14 protein-coding genes are annotated in these 15,094 nt (G+C 68.4%); 12 read left to right on the top strand and 2 right to left on the bottom strand.

Translation table 11 applies throughout. The features are described 5' to 3' along the window. Positions 1 to 68: 68 nt before the first annotated feature. The 4 genes from F615_RS17610 to F615_RS0102275 all read left to right on the top strand — a co-directional run bounded on the left by F615_RS17610 (position 69) and on the right by F615_RS0102275 (position 3,821). Positions 69 to 1,331, top strand: coding sequence for a multidrug effflux MFS transporter (locus F615_RS17610; protein ID WP_019559554.1), 1,263 nt, complete (start codon positions 69 to 71; stop codon positions 1,329 to 1,331). After that, on the top strand, positions 1,328 to 2,266 hold the full coding sequence (gene miaA, locus F615_RS0102285) for a tRNA (adenosine(37)-N6)-dimethylallyltransferase MiaA (protein WP_019559553.1): 939 nt from the start codon (positions 1,328 to 1,330) through the stop codon (positions 2,264 to 2,266). Before F615_RS17610 ends, miaA begins: the two co-directional genes overlap by 4 nt. Beyond that, on the top strand, positions 2,263 to 2,931 hold the full coding sequence (locus tag F615_RS0102280; protein WP_019559552.1) for an ABC transporter ATP-binding protein: 669 nt from the start codon (positions 2,263 to 2,265) through the stop codon (positions 2,929 to 2,931). Before miaA ends, F615_RS0102280 begins: the two co-directional genes overlap by 4 nt. 113 nt (positions 2,932 to 3,044) lie before the next feature. After that, positions 3,045 to 3,821, top strand: coding sequence for an oxygen-binding di-iron domain-containing protein (locus F615_RS0102275; RefSeq protein WP_019559551.1), 777 nt, complete (start codon positions 3,045 to 3,047; stop codon positions 3,819 to 3,821). Here the strand turns inward: F615_RS0102275 and F615_RS19300 are convergent. Beyond that, complete coding sequence (locus F615_RS19300; protein ID WP_019559550.1) at positions 3,794 to 4,636, bottom strand: GGDEF domain-containing protein; 843 nt, start codon at positions 4,634 to 4,636, stop codon at positions 3,794 to 3,796. The two genes, F615_RS0102275 and F615_RS19300, sit on opposite strands and share 28 nt — an antisense overlap. A 212-nt stretch (positions 4,637 to 4,848) precedes the next feature. On the opposite strand from F615_RS19300, the gene F615_RS0102265 reads away from it, so the two are divergent. From F615_RS0102265 to F615_RS17595, 8 genes are all read left to right on the top strand, one after another. Continuing rightward, entirely contained in the window at positions 4,849 to 7,371 is a 2,523-nt protein-coding gene (locus F615_RS0102265) for an ABC transporter permease (RefSeq protein ID WP_019559549.1), read from the top strand. Continuing rightward, on the top strand, positions 7,371 to 8,447 hold the full coding sequence (locus F615_RS0102260; RefSeq protein WP_019559548.1) for a lipocalin-like domain-containing protein: 1,077 nt from the start codon (positions 7,371 to 7,373) through the stop codon (positions 8,445 to 8,447). The genes F615_RS0102265 and F615_RS0102260 overlap by 1 nt, the downstream gene beginning before the upstream one ends. A 369-nt stretch (positions 8,448 to 8,816) precedes the next feature. After that, positions 8,817 to 9,383, top strand: coding sequence for an RNA polymerase sigma factor (locus tag F615_RS0102255; RefSeq protein WP_019559547.1), 567 nt, complete (start codon positions 8,817 to 8,819; stop codon positions 9,381 to 9,383). 31 nt (positions 9,384 to 9,414) lie between these two features. Next, complete coding sequence (locus F615_RS0102250) at positions 9,415 to 9,969, top strand: hypothetical protein (protein ID WP_019559546.1); 555 nt, start codon at positions 9,415 to 9,417, stop codon at positions 9,967 to 9,969. Then, positions 9,966 to 11,213: a S8 family serine peptidase gene (locus F615_RS19295; protein WP_051090168.1), complete on the top strand. Its 1,248-nt coding sequence runs from the start codon at positions 9,966 to 9,968 to the stop codon at positions 11,211 to 11,213. The genes F615_RS0102250 and F615_RS19295 overlap by 4 nt, the downstream gene beginning before the upstream one ends. A 125-nt stretch (positions 11,214 to 11,338) precedes the next feature. After that, positions 11,339 to 11,725 (top strand): hypothetical protein, encoded by a 387-nt coding sequence (locus F615_RS0102240; RefSeq protein WP_019559545.1) that lies wholly within the window; start codon positions 11,339 to 11,341, stop codon positions 11,723 to 11,725. A 32-nt stretch (positions 11,726 to 11,757) separates the two neighbouring features. After that, positions 11,758 to 12,552, top strand: coding sequence for a hypothetical protein (locus F615_RS0102235; protein WP_026329956.1), 795 nt, complete (start codon positions 11,758 to 11,760; stop codon positions 12,550 to 12,552). 214 nt (positions 12,553 to 12,766) lie between these two features. Further along, the gene (locus tag F615_RS17595; RefSeq protein WP_019559544.1) at positions 12,767 to 13,474 is read left to right on the top strand and encodes a hypothetical protein; all 708 of its coding nucleotides are present in this window, start codon (positions 12,767 to 12,769) and stop codon (positions 13,472 to 13,474) included. Positions 13,475 to 13,508: 34 nt separating this feature from the next. Here the strand turns inward: F615_RS17595 and F615_RS0102225 are convergent, their stop codons facing one another. Then, entirely contained in the window at positions 13,509 to 15,077 is a 1,569-nt protein-coding gene (locus tag F615_RS0102225; RefSeq protein WP_083932370.1) for a DHA2 family efflux MFS transporter permease subunit, read from the bottom strand. Positions 15,078 to 15,094 lie beyond the last annotated feature (17 nt).

Below are 15,094 nucleotides of genomic sequence, written 5' to 3'. Positions count from 1 at the left end.
TGTGATCGAGCCTCGGGAAAGCCCCAGGTCTGCTACCCTCGGGCGGCTTGCCAACCGGGGACCTTCGCATGGTGTCGGCCACCACCCTTCCCTCCCAGCCTGCCTCGCCGTCGACCGGTGTGGTCGTGCTCGCTCTGATGCTCTTGCTGGGCACCCAGCCGGTGTCCACCGATTTGTACCTGCCTTCTCTGCCCTCGCTGCCGCAGGTCTTCGGTGTGCCACTGACCAAGGTGCAGCTCACGCTGAGCGTGCTCGTGATCAGCTTTGGCTTCGGCCAGCTCGTGCTCGGCCCGGTGGCCGACCGCTTCGGCCGCCGCCCAGTGCTGCTGGCCGGATTGTCCTTGTACACGCTGGCCAGCGCTGCGGCCTTGGTGTCGCCGACCATCGCCTGGCTGATCGCGTGCCGGGCCGCCCAGGGCCTGGGCATGGCGGCCTGCGTCGTGTGCGCCCGCGCGATGCTGCGTGATCTGTACGACCCGGCCCAAGGCGCCCATGTGATGGCGCGCGCGGCCACCTGGATGGGCTTGCTGCCGGTCAGCGGCCCCATCCTGGGCGGCTACCTGGAAACCACACTGGGCTGGCGGGGAGCTTTCGGCGTGCTCACGCTGTTCGGTGCGACCGGCTTGGCCGTCATCGCGCTGCGGCTGCCCGAAACCCTGCGGCACCCCAATCCGCATGCCCTGCGCTGGCGCCCGATGTGGCACAGCTGGCGCGTGGTGCTGAGCCACCCCAGCTTTTGGGCCTACACCGCGGTGTCCAGCTTCACCTATGCCGGGCTGTTTTGCTTCATTGCGGGGTCGTCGTTCGTGATGGTCGATGTCTTGGGCCTGTCGCGACGCGAATATGGGGTCGCCTTCGCCATCGTGACCTCGGGTTTCCTGATCGGCTCGGCCACCTGCCGCCGCCTCGTGCCGCGGCTCGGCTTGGTGGGATCGATCCGCTGGGCCGCTTTCATCTCCGTGGCCGCAGGAACGGCGATGGCCGCTTTGGCGCTGGCCGGGGTGCATCACCCGTTGGCCTTGATGATGCCAGCCTTCGTCTACACCTTTGCGCATGGCATCCACCAGCCCTGCGCTCAGATGGGCGCGGTCGGGCCGTTCCCCACCCGTGCCGGGGCAGCCACGGCCTTGTCGGGTTTTCTCAGCATGGCCTTGGCCTTCGGCATGGGCTACTGGATGGGTTGGAGCCACAATGGCACGGTCTATCCTCTGGCACTGACCATGGCCGCGTGGTGTTTCGCGCTGGCCGCTGCGGCCTGGCTGGGAGTGGGCCGGTGGGGGCAGGCGAAGCCCACCGCGCGTTCGCCAGCCTTGGACAATACGGTCCGATGAGTGTTCCCTATTTGTGCCTGGCCGGGCCAACCGCCTCGGGCAAAACCGCCGCCGCACTCGCACTGGCGCGGGTCTTGCCGATCGAGATCATCAGTGTGGACTCGGCCCTGGTTTACCGCGGCATGGACATCGGCACGGCCAAACCCAGCGCGGCCGAGCGCGCTGCGGTGCCGCACCATCTGATCGACCTGATCGACCCCACCGAAGCCTATAGCGCCGCGCAGTTCGTCGCCGACGCGACCCGACTGGTGAACGAGATCCGATCACGCGGGCGGCTGCCGGTGTTGGTCGGCGGCACCTTGCTTTATTTCAAGGCCCTGTTCGACGGGATGGATGCGCTGCCGGCGGCCGATGCGCAGGTGCGCGCGCGCATCGACGCGCGTGCGGCGCAGTGCGGCTGGCCGGCCCTGCATGCCGAGTTGGCCCGGGTCGATCCGGTCACCGCCGCGCGGCTGTCGCCCAACGACAGCCAGCGCATCCAGCGCGCGCTGGAGGTGTGGGAGCTGAGCGGCCGGCCGTTGTCGCAGTGGCACACCGGCCGCACCAGCCCGGCTGCACGAGAGCGCCCCCGACTCATCGCCCTGGAGCCCACGGACCGCACCTGGCTGCACCGGCGTATCGCCGAGCGCTTCCATGCCATGCTGGCCGCCGGCTTCATCGACGAAGTGCGCGCCTTGCGTGCGCGCGGCGATCTGAGCCTGGCCCAGCCATCGATGCGCTGCGTCGGCTACCGGCAAGTGTGGGAAATGCTCGACGGCTTGCATCCCCCCGACACGCTGGCCGAGCGCGGCATCGCCGCCACCCGGCAACTGGCCAAGCGCCAACTCACCTGGCTGCGCAGCATGCCTTGGCGCGAGACCGTGGCCTGCGATCGCACCGATGCCCTGGACCACGTGGTGCGGCGAGCCCAGGCCTGGGCCCAGGAGTGGGCATGAGCCCCCCCGGGCCCGTGCTGCGGGTGCAAGGGCTGGCCAAGCGCTTCGGCCAGACGGGTGTCTTCGAAGGCGTGGATCTGGAACTGCCGCGCGGCCGCTTCATCGCCTTGCTGGGAGAGTCCGGCGTGGGCAAGTCCACGCTGCTGAACTGCCTGGCCGGGCTCGATGAGCCCACGGCCGGTCGCGTCGAGCTGCTCGGGCAGGACTTGGCCGGGCTGGACGAGGCGGCCCGCGCCAGGCTGCGGCGAGCGCATCTGGGCTTCGTCTTCCAGGCGTTCCACGTGCTGCCGCACTTGAGCGTGGCCGACAACGTGGCCTTGCCCCTGCTGCTGCTTGGCCGTGACGATCCGGCGCGCGTGCAGGAGGTCTTGGCCGAGGTCGGTTTGCTGGCCGTGGCGCAGCGTTTGCCCGAGCAGCTGTCCGGCGGCCAGTTGCAGCGCGTGGCCATCGCTCGCGCGCTGGTGCATCGGCCGGCGCTGTTGCTGGCCGACGAGCCCTCGGGCAATCTCGACCCCGACACCGCCGAGCGCGTGTTGCAGGCCCTGGCCGCTCAGGTGCGCCGGCATGGCGCGGCCTGTGTGATGGTGACCCATTCCCAGGCGGCCGCAGCCCACGCCGACGCGGTCTACCAGCTCACCCCCCAGGGGCTGCGCAGTGTGCGCTGAGCCTGCCCGCCAGGCGGGCCGCCCCCGCACGGGTTGATTCACATCAAGCCCGCTGACAGGCAAGCCCCCTAGAGTTCGCGCTCATCGCCTCCCGTGCCGCTGCGAGCCGAACCATGTCCTTCGAGCTATACCACCACAAGGGCCATCAGTGCCTGATGTTCTGCGACACCTCCGTCGAACACGGCGAGGCGGTGCAGGCCAACCAGTTCTTGATCGTCGATGACGACACCGGCGCGATCATCGACCCGGGCGGTAACCTGGCCTACAGCGAGCTTTACTTGGGCATGACGCGGCACTTTCCCCCCCACCAGCTGTCGGCCATTCTGGCCTCGCATGCCGATCCGGACATCATCGCCTCCTTGGACCGCTGGATGACGGCCACCACCGCGCCGGTGTACATCTCGCGCGTGTGGGAGCGCTTCGTGCCGCACTTTTGCAAGCCCGGCAAAACAGCCGGCCGGGTGATCGGCATTCCGGATGCGGGGCTGCGCATCCGGGTCGGACGCAGCGAACTGTGGGCCCTGCCGGCGCACTTCCTGCACGCCGAGGGCAACTTCCAGTTTTACGACCCGGTCAGCCGCATTCTGTTCTCTGGCGACTTGGGCGCCTCGATGGGGCGCCAAGTCGACCCGCGCCGCCCGGTCACCTCGCTGAGCGGCCACATCCCGGCCATGGAAAGTTTCCACCGCCGCTACATGGTGTCGAACAAGGTGTTGCGCTTGTGGGCCCGCATGGCGCGCACGCTGGACATCGAGATGATCGTGCCGCAACATGGCGCGCCCATGGCCGGGGCGGCGGTGCGTGAATTCATCGAATGGGTGCAGGACCTGTCTTGCGGCATCGACCTGCTGGGCGATGCGCATTACAGCGTGCCGATCGCCGCCGACTGAGTCAGCGCAGCGCAGGCCCCGGGCATCGGGGCGCCGTGCACACGGTTGCGCCCGGCACGCTTGGCCTCGTAAAGCGCCACATCGGCATCGTGGACCATGGCTTGGACATTCGCATGCGAGTCATGCAAGGCGGCCACGCCGACGCTGACCGTGGCCCCCACCGATTGGCCCTGCCAATCGATACGCACCTGCTGCAATGCAGCGCGGATGCGCTCGGCCATGGCCAAAGCCCCCGACAAATTCGTTTGCGGGAGCAAGACCGCAAGCTCCTCGCCACCGTAACGCGCCAGCACATCGGTGCTGCGCAAGGACGCGCCGCATGCCCGCACCAGCGCCTGCAGCATCAAGTCGCCCGCATGATGGCCGTGGGCATCGTTGATGCGCTTGAAATCGTCCACATCGATCAGCAACACCGCCAGCGGCAGTCCGTGCCGATGCGCACGCGCCCACTCCTGCTCGATACGGTCCCAGAAGTACCGACGGTTGTAGCAGCCGGTCAGATCATCGGTGACGGCCAGGGCCTGCAGACGTTGACGCAATTGCTCCAAACGGAACACCTGGCGCAATATCACATACACCATGGGCGGGGCCGACACCCACACGCAGGCCGTGGCGATGACCAAACCCAAGCGCCACGAGCCCTGCCCCAGCAAGCCGATCACCGCCACGGTGATCAGGGCGGCCAACAACCAGGCCAGCGACACCAGCACGGCCACCGAAGGCCACAGACCCCACGACAGCAAAACTCGATGCCACCGATCCCATTGCCAATCCGCAGCTTCGCTGCCCGACGCCTCATGGCGAGGAGAGGTCATGGCCAGCCCCCCCTGAAACGAAAGATTTTTATCCTCGCATGCTTTACGGACATTCGGGAAGCCCCCTAGGATCACCCCCCTGAAATGAGGGGGGACTTGGGCCCCCCGTCGGGGCCATGCCCAGTCGAGCCGGTGCATGATGCGCGTGCGCCGGCCCGCGCCTCCGTCGATGGCACCCCGAACGCGACATGCCCCTTGCCGATCCCACCCCCATGAGCTGCTTGCGTTGGTGGGCCCGCTGGTCCTGGCCGCAGTGGCGTCACCATCCGTGGCGCCATGGCATGGCCGCCGTGGCGGTCATGCTGGGCGTGGCCTTGGCTTTTGCGGTGCACCTGATCCATGAGTCCGCCCTGAGCGAGTTCAGCGCGGCCGTGCGCTCGATCCAGGGCGAGCCTGATGTGGAATTGCGCGCCGTGCGTGGCGGGTTCGAGGAGTCCGTGTACGAAACGCTCGTGCACCTTCCCGGCGTGGCCCGCGCCAGCGCGGCGATCGAGCTGTCCGCGCATGCCCGCGACCGCCACGGCCGTCGCATGGAGTTGCGGCTGATCGGTCTGGACCCGCTGGTCGCGCCCGAGCTCGCCCCCGCGCTGGCCGTGCAGCTGGCCGACGGTGTGGACCGCTTGGCGCTGCTGGCCCCCGACAGCCTATCGCTCAATGCCCGCGCGCGTGAAGCCTTGGGCGTGAGCATCGGCGACAGCGTCGAGATCCAAAGCGGGTTGAACTGGCGTCGCTACACGGTGGTAGGCGAGATCGCGGCGCCGGGGCCACCGCTGGCCGTGGCCGACATCGCGGCCGTCCAATGGCATTTCGGGCTGCTCGGCCGGCTCAACCGCATCGACCTGCGCTTGCAGCCCGGCGTCACCTGGGACCTGGTGCGAAGCAAGCTCGACCTGCCGCCGGACATCTTGGTGCACACCCCCGAGCAGGCCTCGCAGCGCCTGTCCAATGTCTCACGGGCCTATCGGGTCAATCTCACCGTGCTGGCCCTGGTGGCTCTGTTCACCGGGGCCTTCCTGGTGTTTTCGGTGATGTCGCTGTCGGTGGCCCAGCGCGTGCCGCAATTGGCGCTGCTGGGTGTGCTGGGGCTGGATGCAGGCCAGCGGCTGCGCCTGGTGCTGACCGAAGCCGCCGTGCTGGGCGGCCTGGGCAGCGTGCTCGGACTGGCCCTGGGGACCGCGCTGGCGCAAGGTGCGTTGACCTGGCTGGCAGGTGACTTGGGCGGCGGATTTTTCCCTGGCGTGGCCCCTCGGCTGCGCTGGTCCACGCCTGCCGCCCTGGTCTATGCCAGCCTGGGCATGGCCGCGGCCTTGATCGGCGGCTGGCGGCCGGCGCGCCTGGCGCAGCGCCTGGCGCCGGCCGAGGCCCTCAAAGGTCTGGGGCCCAGCACTCGCATGCATGCCCACCCCCTGGTGGGACTGGGGCTGCTGGCCCTGGGGGCGCTGCTTGCGCTGCTGCCCCCGGTGGACGGCTTGCCGCTGATGGCCTACCTGGCCGTGGCGGCCGTGCTGATGGGTGGGATCGTCTGCATTCCGACGGTGATCCGCGCACTGGCCCTTGCCGTGCCGACAGGTCGCTGGCGTCACCCCGGGCTGCTGTTGGTCTTGCGACGGGCGCATCACCAAGGCCACGCAGCCACCGTCGCCGTGGCCGGCGTGGTGGCCAGCCTCAGCCTGGCCGTGGCCTTGACCACCATGGTGGCCAGTTTTCGCGCCTCGGTGTCGGACTGGCTCGATGCGGTCCTGCCGGCCGATCTCTATGTCCGCACCGCCGTCAGCGCTGCCGCGGCCGACACGGCCTTTCTGGAACCGGACTTCGTGGCCGCGGTACGCCGCCTGCCGGGCATCCGCCAGCTCGACACCTTGCGGGTGCTGAGGCTGCAGCTCGATCCCGCGCGCCCGCCCGTGGCCTTGATCGCCCGCCCTCTGTCCGAGCCGGTGCCCGCCCTGCCACTGACTGGCGCCTTGCTGCCGCCGCGTCCAGGCATGGTCTCCAGCTACGTCAGCGAAGCGATCGTGGCGCTGTACGACATGCGGCCCGGCCAGGTGCTGGCCTTGCCGCTGATCGATGGCCAAGCGCCCCTGCCCACCTGGGTGCGCGGCGTCTGGCGCGATTACGCCCGGCAGCATGGCAGCGTGGTGATCGACGGCGCCGAGTTCCAGCGCATCAGCGGCGATGCTCGCGTCAACGACCTGGCCCTGTGGCTGGAGGACGGCGCCTCGGTCGCTGAGGTGCAGGCCGCCATCCGCAGGCTGGCGCCCGACCCGTCGCTGATCGAATTCGCGCAACCGCATGAGATTCGGGCAGCCTCGCTGCGCATCTTCGATCGCAGCTTTGCCGTGACCTCGTGGCTGCAGACCGTGGCCATCGTCATTGGCCTGTCCGGGGTGGCCGCCAGCTTCTCGGCCCAGGTGCTGGCGCGGCGCAAGGAATTCGGTGTGTTACGACATCTGGGGTTCACCCGCAGGCAGGTGTTGGGCATCGTCGCCGGTGAAGGCCTGGTCTGGAGCGGCGCCGGGGCCTTGCTGGGTCTGGCGCTGGGGCTGGCCGTCAGTGTGATCTTGGTCTATGTGGTCAACCCACAAAGCTTCCACTGGACCATGGAGCTGCAACCCCCGTGGGAACGACTGCTCATGCTGGCCGCCGCGATGACGGCCGCCGGCGCGCTGACGGCCGCCCTCAGCGGCCAAGCGGCCACCCGGCACGATGCGGTGTTGGCAGTCAAGGAGGACTGGTGATGCGACGCCGCACCCTGCTGGCCGCCGGGCTCGGGCTGCCCCCCATCTTGGCCGCAGCCCACGCAACGGTCCACCCACACACCCGGCTGCACTTCCCGCGCGACCATGGCGCCCATCCCCAGTACCGCACGGAATGGTGGTACATCACCGGCGCCCTGGAGGACGAAACTCAGGCCCTGCCCTGGGGATTCCAGATCACCTTTTTCCGCAGCCGCAATGACCGCGCAGACGACAACCCCAGCGCCTTCACCCCGCGCCAGCTCATCTTCGCCCATGTGGCGCTCACCGATCTGGCCCACGGGCGGCTGCGACACGACCAGCGCATCGCCCGGGAAGGCTTCGGCGTGGCACAAGCCGCCACGGCCGACACCGACCTGCGCCTGCGCGACTGGACCTTGCAGCGTGACGGGCCGATCCACGCCAGTGTGTACCGTGCACGGTTGGCCTCGCGCGACTTTGCCCTGAGGCTGGACATCGCCCAAACCCAGCCCGTGTTGCTCCAAGGCCAGGCCGGCTACTCGCGCAAGGGCCCCGATCCGGCGCAAGCCAGTCATTACTACAGCCATCCGCAGATGGCCGTGCAGGGCCGGCTGCGGCTGCTACAGCGCGAGCATGTGGTGCGCGGCCGCGCCTGGCTGGATCATGAATGGAGCGAGGCCTTGATGCCCCCGGACGCGGTCGGCTGGGACTGGGTGGGCATGAACCTGGACGATGGGGCCGCGCTCACGGCCTTCCAGCTGCGCCGACGCGACGGCCGCCCGCTGTGGGCAGGGGGCAGTTGGCGCGCGCCCGGCCAGGCGGTGCGCAGCTTCGGGCCGGATGAAGTGGGCTTCCAGCCCGGGCGCCTCTGGGTGAGCCCCGCCACCCAGGCCCGCTACCCGGTGGAATGGACGCTGCAGACGCCGGTGGGCCGCTTCCTGATCCTCAGCCGGCTCGACGCCCAAGAGCTCGACAGCCGCGCCACCACCGGCACCATCTATTGGGAGGGCCTCAGCGAACTGCGCGACATGCACGGCCGCCGTCTCGGTCAAGGCTACCTGGAAATGACCGGATATGTCCGGCCAGTGAAACTGTAGTGGCGCGGGCTGTGAGTGCGCCGGCCCATCGGCCCGTCGGGGCCAGCGAGGCCATGGGGCCAGTCGGCCGGCCCCAAGCGCGGCCGTGGACTGTAGAATCCGCCCGGATTGCACCCAGCTGGCTCGACCAAGCCGGCCTCAGCCTCGCGCATGGCAACGATGGATGAACGCATCGCCGATGGGGCGGCGCCTACGCGCTCCTGGCCCCTTGGGTTCCCCCGATCGAGCCGATTCGGCGTGACCACGATCGCCGCGACCGATCGTCGACATCACCCGTTGGAGATGCCTCGTGCCGCTGGCCGAGGAGGCGTGATCCGCCGCCTCCTGGACGAGGCCCAGCGCTGATCGACAGCGTTGTACGCATCGGACATGCCCGAACGCGACGGTTCTGCCCTCACCGACGAGCAATTGCTGGCTGCCGTGGCCCGCGGCGATCATGCGGCCTTGCGAGAATTGCACCGCCGCCATGCCGCAGCAGCCGTTCGCTTTGCCTGGCGCATGCTGAATGACGTGGCCGAGGCCGAGGAGGCGGTCGCCGATGCCTTTTGCGATGTGTGGCAGCAAGCGCACCGCTTCGGTGGGGCCTCACGCGTGCGCACCTGGATGTTGGGGATCGTGCGGCACAAGGCCTTGGATCGGCTGCGGCGGCGGCATAGCAGCCCGACCGTGTCCCTGGAGGACGAGGGGCCGGACGCGCAAAACCTCGGCATCGCTGCCGACCCCGAGGATCTCGCCATGCGTCGGCAAGACGTCGAACGATTGCTGGCGTGCTTCGAAAAGCTCAATCCCGATCAACGAGAAGCCCTCTACTTGGCCGTGGTCGAAGGTTTGACGGTCGCGGAAATCGCGTGTATCCAAGCGGTGGCGCCGGGAACGGTCGCCACCCGCATCCACCACGGGCGGCGCAAACTGCGTGAATGTGCGCAAGGCGAATGAAATCCGCGCCAGCTGCCCACGACTCAAAGGCATGAGCGAGCATCCCCTTCCTTCCACGCAGCGCAGCACCCCAGACCCTCATGAGGGCCACGACACCCTCGATGCGGCGCTGCGCTCGGTGCTCGACGTCGATCCCCCTGGGTTCGACCCCGAGGCCCATTTCCGGGGTATCGAGCGCCGCCTGAAGCAAGCGCGCGCGCAAGGCCAGCCCCAGCGCTGGGCACGCCTGCGGCAGGCATGGCAGCGCGCTTGGATGCCCGCGAGCTCTTTTGGCCTGGGCGCGGCTGTGGCGGCCCTCCTGATGCTGGTCTGGGCTCCTCAATGGCTCGAGCCCCCCACGGTGGTCGAGCCGCTGGGTCAAGCGGCCTCCTCCGAACCGGGGTCGCCAACGCAGTGGCACGTGCGCTTTCGCGATGACGCCACGTTGTCGGCCATGCGCGCGGCCCTGCAAGCGGTGGACGGCGAAGTCATCGGCGGCCCGGGCGCCTTGGGGCTGTGGCGCATCCGCATGACCGACCCGACCCCCAGCAAGCTCGATCGCTTGGCCTCCAACCCCATCGTGCTCGACGTGCAGCCCGCGCCATGAAGGCCGTGCGCTCGTTGCGTCGCATCGCCGCGGCCTCGGTGGTTTTGCTGGCCACGGCGGCCGGGGCACAGCCCGGCATGCCCGAGCCCGGGCCTCGCAGTGGCTCCCATGGCGGCATCGGCATCCAGCTGGACATCGGGGCCTTGTGGCGCACGCTCAGCGCGCGCTCAGCCGCGGCGCAGGACGAATCCAGCCTGCCCGGCCAGATCGTCGGCGTTTTCGATGCCGATGCCATGCCCGATCCGAACACCGTGGCTGCCATGGTCAGGGCCGAGCGGGTCCTCGCCCAGCGCCTGGAGACGCTGGATTTGGCGCTGCTCCTCCTGGAGGTCGCGCCCGATCGAACGCAGACGGTGCTGCAACAGCTGCGCGAACGCTATCCTGATGCGGTATTCGACCGCCACCGCCAGTACACGGCCCAAGAAGCGCCGACCGCAAGCGGCCGCCAGCCCGTGCGCTATGCCACACGGCTCATCGCCGCGCCGGATGAGCCGCCGCGGCTCGAGGCCGCAGTGCGTATCGGCATCGTCGACGGCATTCCCGATCCCACGCTCGGCCTGGATGTCGCCAGTCTCACCCTATTTCCGATGGCCGAAACCCCGTCGGGAGCCGAACACGCCACCGCCGTGGCGTGTCTGCTGGCCTGCGCCCCCGAGACCGGGGCTCCAGGATTGGCGCGCGGCGCGCATCTGCTGTTTGCCGCCGTGCTGGCCACCGACCGCGCCGGCCGCACGGTGAGCAACACCTACACCGTCGCGCGAGCGCTGGATGTGTTGGTCAGCCGACGGGTGGATCTGGTGCACATGAGCCTGGGCACCACGGCCGATGCCGTGCTCGGCCGCGTCGTGCAGCGCGTATTGCCCAAGGTGCGGGGTTTCGTTGCCGCCGGCGGCAACCGCGGGCCCGAGGGGCCAGCGCCGTTTCCGGCCAGCCACCCCGGCGTGGTGGCCGTTGCAGCGGTCGATGCCGATGCCAAGCCCTGGCGCGGCGGCACCCGCGGCCCTCACATTGCGATGGCCGCCCCCGGCGTGGACCTGTGGCTGCCCGTGGGGGGCGGCCGCTATTTCACCGGCACGTCCTTTGCCGCGCCGTTCGTGACGGCGGCGCTGGCCATGCGCGCCGCACGGGGACAAAGCACCCACGCATCGGATCTGTGCGCCGAGGCGATCGACTTGCCGCCGGCCGGGCGGGATGACGCCAGCGGCTGCGGCTTGCTCCAGTGGCCCGCGACCCATCGGCATTGACGCCTGGCTCGGGCCGGATGGACGAGGATTGAAAAATCATCTCGCGGCCCACGACAAAAGAGTGACCGAACGCGCAGCTGCCACGAGGTCACTTCCATCCACCACGAGACTGAAGGAGATCCATCATGCGTATTCAGCCATCCCTCCTCGCCAGTGCCATCGCTTTCGCCCTGGCTGCGGGCAGCACCTGGGCCGAGCAGAAACCCATGCCCACCAATCCGGGGCAGCCCTCCGGAACGCCGACGTCGACGCCCACCTGGACGGCGCCCGGTGCACAGCCGAGCCACATCACCATCAAGACCAAATCGAGCCCGGCAGTGGTCCCTCAGAACCCCGAGCAGATCGAAGAGCGCAGCGCCAATCCCGGACAGCCTTCCGGTGGCGAGCATTTGCGCGGCATTGAGAAAAAGGATATCCGGCGCGGCGTGGTCGGCACCCAACCGGGCCAGCCGGTCCCACCCGGCGGATGCGGGCCGACCAAACCCGGTGACCCGAAGACCAGCACGTGCTGAGCGACACGCCACGATCGAGGAGAACCGCCGCCATGGTGACACGCTTGCTGAACGCGAACAACCGCTTGGCTTGGGCCGTTTTCTTCGCGCTGGGCAGCGCAACCGTCGCACATGGGCAAGCCCCGACTGCGCCGCAGCTGCCCGGCACTCGCCCCATGCCGGGGCCCATGGCCGCGCCGATGCCAGGCAAAGCCCCCATCGAGGAGCGCAACGTCCCGGCCGAGGTGGAACATCCGCCGGCGCCCGCGCAGCGCTTGGCCGCACCGGGCGATCAGCCGCTGCCCATGCCCGATGAGATCGAGGAGCGCCAAGCCGGGCCCGATCTTCACGGTGACGCCAAGAAACCGTGCCCGAAGACCATCGTGCTCAAGGCACCGCCTCCCAATGCAGCCACGCCCTACGCCCCAGACTTTCCCAGCACGCCGGGGGCGCAGTGGATCGAGCCCAACTTCAACGGCACCACGCCCAACCGGCATGTTCGGCACACCTTCCAATGGGATGGGTGCAAGCAAAACAAGTGCTGCGAGGTGTACAAGGCCAAGCTGGAAGTCAAGGTCAAGGCGCTGCTCAATGGTCTATCGAACAGCAGTGCAGACGCTGGCAACGATGCCATTTCGATCTGGAAGAACGGGACCGTGCTGTATTCACAGCCCATCTACACCACCTTCCCGGTGGCAGCAGGCAGCGTCAAGACACTGACGATTCCCGTGCAACCCTCTTGGCTCGATGGCTGCCGATTGAGCTTCCAGGTTCAGGATGATTCGGCGGTGCTCGATGCCAAACTGGTGGTCAGCGGCTGCTGTGTGAAGCCCAACTTCAAGCCGTGATCCCCCTCCTCTGGGCGCCTCGACGGCGTCCAGAGGGGAGGCCTGCTCAGGTACGCATCCACTCGAGTACGCATCCATGAAGGAATCGCCCAATCTCACGGACCGGGGCTGCCGCCCTGTGGCAGCCAGCGCGCGGCGGGCGGTCATCGCGCTGACCCTCGCAATGCTTGCGACCGGATGCTCGACCTCCCCCGTCCTGGGTGGCGACGATCCCATGACCCAAGGCGCCGCTGGCGGTGCAAAGGCGATCGCCGCGGCCGAGCCACTGCAACGCTGTGCCGAGCCGCTGGGCACCGTGGGCTTGACCGACACCGGCGACCCCTATGTGCCCATCGTGCGCATGATCGTGCAACAGTCCAACTGCTTCATCGTCGTCGAGCGCGGGCGCGCCTACAACAACGTGGACTTCGAGCGGCAGCTCAACCAGGCAGGCCTGACCCGTCGGTCCGACGGGTCCAGGCCACCGCACAGCGGCCAGGCCGAGCCGCCGCCACAGGCCGGTGGCACCTTGCTGGCCGCCGATTACACCCTCGTGCCTTCGGTGACGTTTGCCGAACCCTCAGGCTTTGCGTTGAGCACCGGGTTGGGAGGCTTGTTCGGCCGGGGTTCCAACAAGGTGGACACCTCCGCCCAAGTCCAGGCGCTGGGCGCATCGACAACCCTGCTGTTGCTGGACAACGCCAGTGGCGCACAAATCATCGCGGCCCAAGGCAGCGCGAAAAACTACGATCTGGGCATGGGCGTGGGCTTGTTGGGTGGCCTCATCGGCGGCATCAACGCTTATGCCGCAACGCCACAGGGCAAGATCGTCGCAGCCGCTTTTCTGGACGCCTACAACAAGCTCGTGATCGCCGCACGGCAGTATGTGCCGCAAAAAGCCCAAGGGCCGGTGGGTCGAGGCGGCAGACTCCAGGGACCTTGATGCCCAAGGTGGCGTCTCCTGCCGCGCGCGCGGCTCAATGCGCCGCATCGCCCACGGGCGCCGTGCCACCCGAGCGTCGCACCGGCCGCGTCCACCACAGCAGCGCCAGCAGCCCCAGAAAGAGCAACGCCGAGCCGTAGAAGATGTCATCGGCGGCGCGGGTGTAGGCCTGCTGGTCGACCCATCGGTTCAGCTGCAGCGCGATCTGTGCCGGGCTGAGCCCGGCCTCGCTCATCCGGCCCACGGCCTCGATATAGGCAGGATGGTCCGGCGTGAGCTGCTCGACCAAATGGGCATGATGCAGCGCGGCGCGGTGGTCCCACAAAGTCGTTGCGATGGAGGTGCCCATCGCGCCGGCGGTGATGCGCGCGAAATTGCTCAGGCCCGACGCCGACGGAATGCGATCCGGCCCGAGCCCGGACAGCACGATGGCATTGAGCGGAATGAAGAAGAACGCCACGGCCGCACCTTGGATGAGGGTGGGCACGATGATGTGCCACGGGTCCGTCTGCGTGGTGAAATGCGAACGCATCCACAGCACCAAGCCGAACAGCAAGAAGGACACGCTGGCCAGCCGGCGCGGGTCGATCTTGCCCACGTTGCGGCCCACCCAGGGCGACAAGACGATCGCCAGCACCCCCACCGGGGCCAGCGCCATCCCGGCGGCCGTGGCGGTGTAGCCCATGAATTGCTGCAACCACAATGGCAGCAGCACCACATTGCCGAAGAACAGCGCGTAGGCCACGGCCAAGGTGATCGACCCCAACATGAAGTTGCGCCGCGCGAACAGGCGCAAATCCACCACGGGATGCTCGGCGGTGAGCTCCCACACCAGAAACACCGCCAACCCGACGACCGACACTGCAGCCAGCCAGACGATCTGCGGCGAGGCAAACCAATCCAACTCCTTGCCTTTGTCCAGCATCAATTGCAGGGCCCCGACCCATAGCACGATGAGCGCCAGACCGATGCCGTCGATGGGCAGCTTGCGCGTGGGCGTTTCGCGGCGGGCGTACAAGCGCCACGTCACCGCCGCAGCAGCCAGCCCCACCGGCACGTTGATGTAGAAAATCCAGGGCCAGGACAGGTTGTCGGTGATCCATCCGCCCAGCAGCGGTCCCATCACCGGTGCCACCAAGGTGGTCATGGACCACATCGCCAAGGCCATGCCCGAGCGCGCCGCAGGGTAGCTCGACAGCAGCAGCGTCTGCGACAAAGGAATCATGGGCCCGGCCACCAGCCCTTGCAGCACCCGACAGGCGATCAACCATTCCAATGACGGCGCAAAGCCGCACAACCACGAGGCCAGCACGAACAGCAACACGCTGGCGGTGAACAGGCGCACCGCGCCCAAACGCTGCGTGAGCCAGCCCGTCAACGGCACCGAAATCGCATTGGCCACACCAAAGCTGGTGATCACCCACGTGCCCTGACTGGGGCTGACGCCCAGATCGCCGGCAATGGCCGGCAAAGAGACGTTGGCGATCGAGGAATCCAGCACATTCATGAAGGTCGCCAGCGACAGCGCGACCGTGCCCAGCACCAGCGCGCCGCCAGACAGCGGCGCAGGCGCAGCTGGTGGGGTGGGGGACGCTCGATCCATGGGGGCTTGGCCAGGCA

It is taken from the genome of Caldimonas manganoxidans ATCC BAA-369, assembly GCF_000381125.1.
Lineage (GTDB): Bacteria > Pseudomonadota > Gammaproteobacteria > Burkholderiales > Burkholderiaceae_C > Caldimonas > Caldimonas manganoxidans.
The sequence above is the reverse complement of the archived record's forward strand: the minus strand, read 5'-3'. Positions and strand labels throughout refer to the sequence as shown.

Bases quoted from the DNA above. Each gene is read 5' to 3' on its own strand.
- F615_RS0102250 (WP_019559546.1), top strand. From the start codon at position 9,415: ATGAGCGAGCATCCCCTTCCTTCCACGCAGCGCAGCACCCCAGACCCT.
- F615_RS19300 (WP_019559550.1), bottom strand. From the start codon at position 4,636: ATGACCTCTCCTCGCCATGAGGCGTCGGGCAGCGAAGCTGCGGATTGG.
- F615_RS17595 (WP_019559544.1), top strand. From the start codon at position 12,767: ATGACCCAAGGCGCCGCTGGCGGTGCAAAGGCGATCGCCGCGGCCGAG.
- F615_RS0102240 (WP_019559545.1), top strand. From the start codon at position 11,339: ATGCGTATTCAGCCATCCCTCCTCGCCAGTGCCATCGCTTTCGCCCTG.
- F615_RS0102275 (WP_019559551.1), top strand. From the start codon at position 3,045: ATGTCCTTCGAGCTATACCACCACAAGGGCCATCAGTGCCTGATGTTC.
- F615_RS0102260 (WP_019559548.1), top strand. From the start codon at position 7,371: ATGCGACGCCGCACCCTGCTGGCCGCCGGGCTCGGGCTGCCCCCCATC.
- F615_RS0102255 (WP_019559547.1), top strand. From the start codon at position 8,817: ATGCCCGAACGCGACGGTTCTGCCCTCACCGACGAGCAATTGCTGGCT.
- F615_RS0102280 (WP_019559552.1), top strand. From the start codon at position 2,263: ATGAGCCCCCCCGGGCCCGTGCTGCGGGTGCAAGGGCTGGCCAAGCGC.
- F615_RS0102235 (WP_026329956.1), top strand. From the start codon at position 11,758: ATGGTGACACGCTTGCTGAACGCGAACAACCGCTTGGCTTGGGCCGTT.
- F615_RS19295 (WP_051090168.1), top strand. From the start codon at position 9,966: ATGAAGGCCGTGCGCTCGTTGCGTCGCATCGCCGCGGCCTCGGTGGTT.
- F615_RS0102225 (WP_083932370.1), bottom strand. From the start codon at position 15,077: ATGGATCGAGCGTCCCCCACCCCACCAGCTGCGCCTGCGCCGCTGTCT.
- F615_RS17610 (WP_019559554.1), top strand. From the start codon at position 69: ATGGTGTCGGCCACCACCCTTCCCTCCCAGCCTGCCTCGCCGTCGACC.
- F615_RS0102265 (WP_019559549.1), top strand. From the start codon at position 4,849: ATGAGCTGCTTGCGTTGGTGGGCCCGCTGGTCCTGGCCGCAGTGGCGT.
- miaA (WP_019559553.1), top strand. From the start codon at position 1,328: ATGAGTGTTCCCTATTTGTGCCTGGCCGGGCCAACCGCCTCGGGCAAA.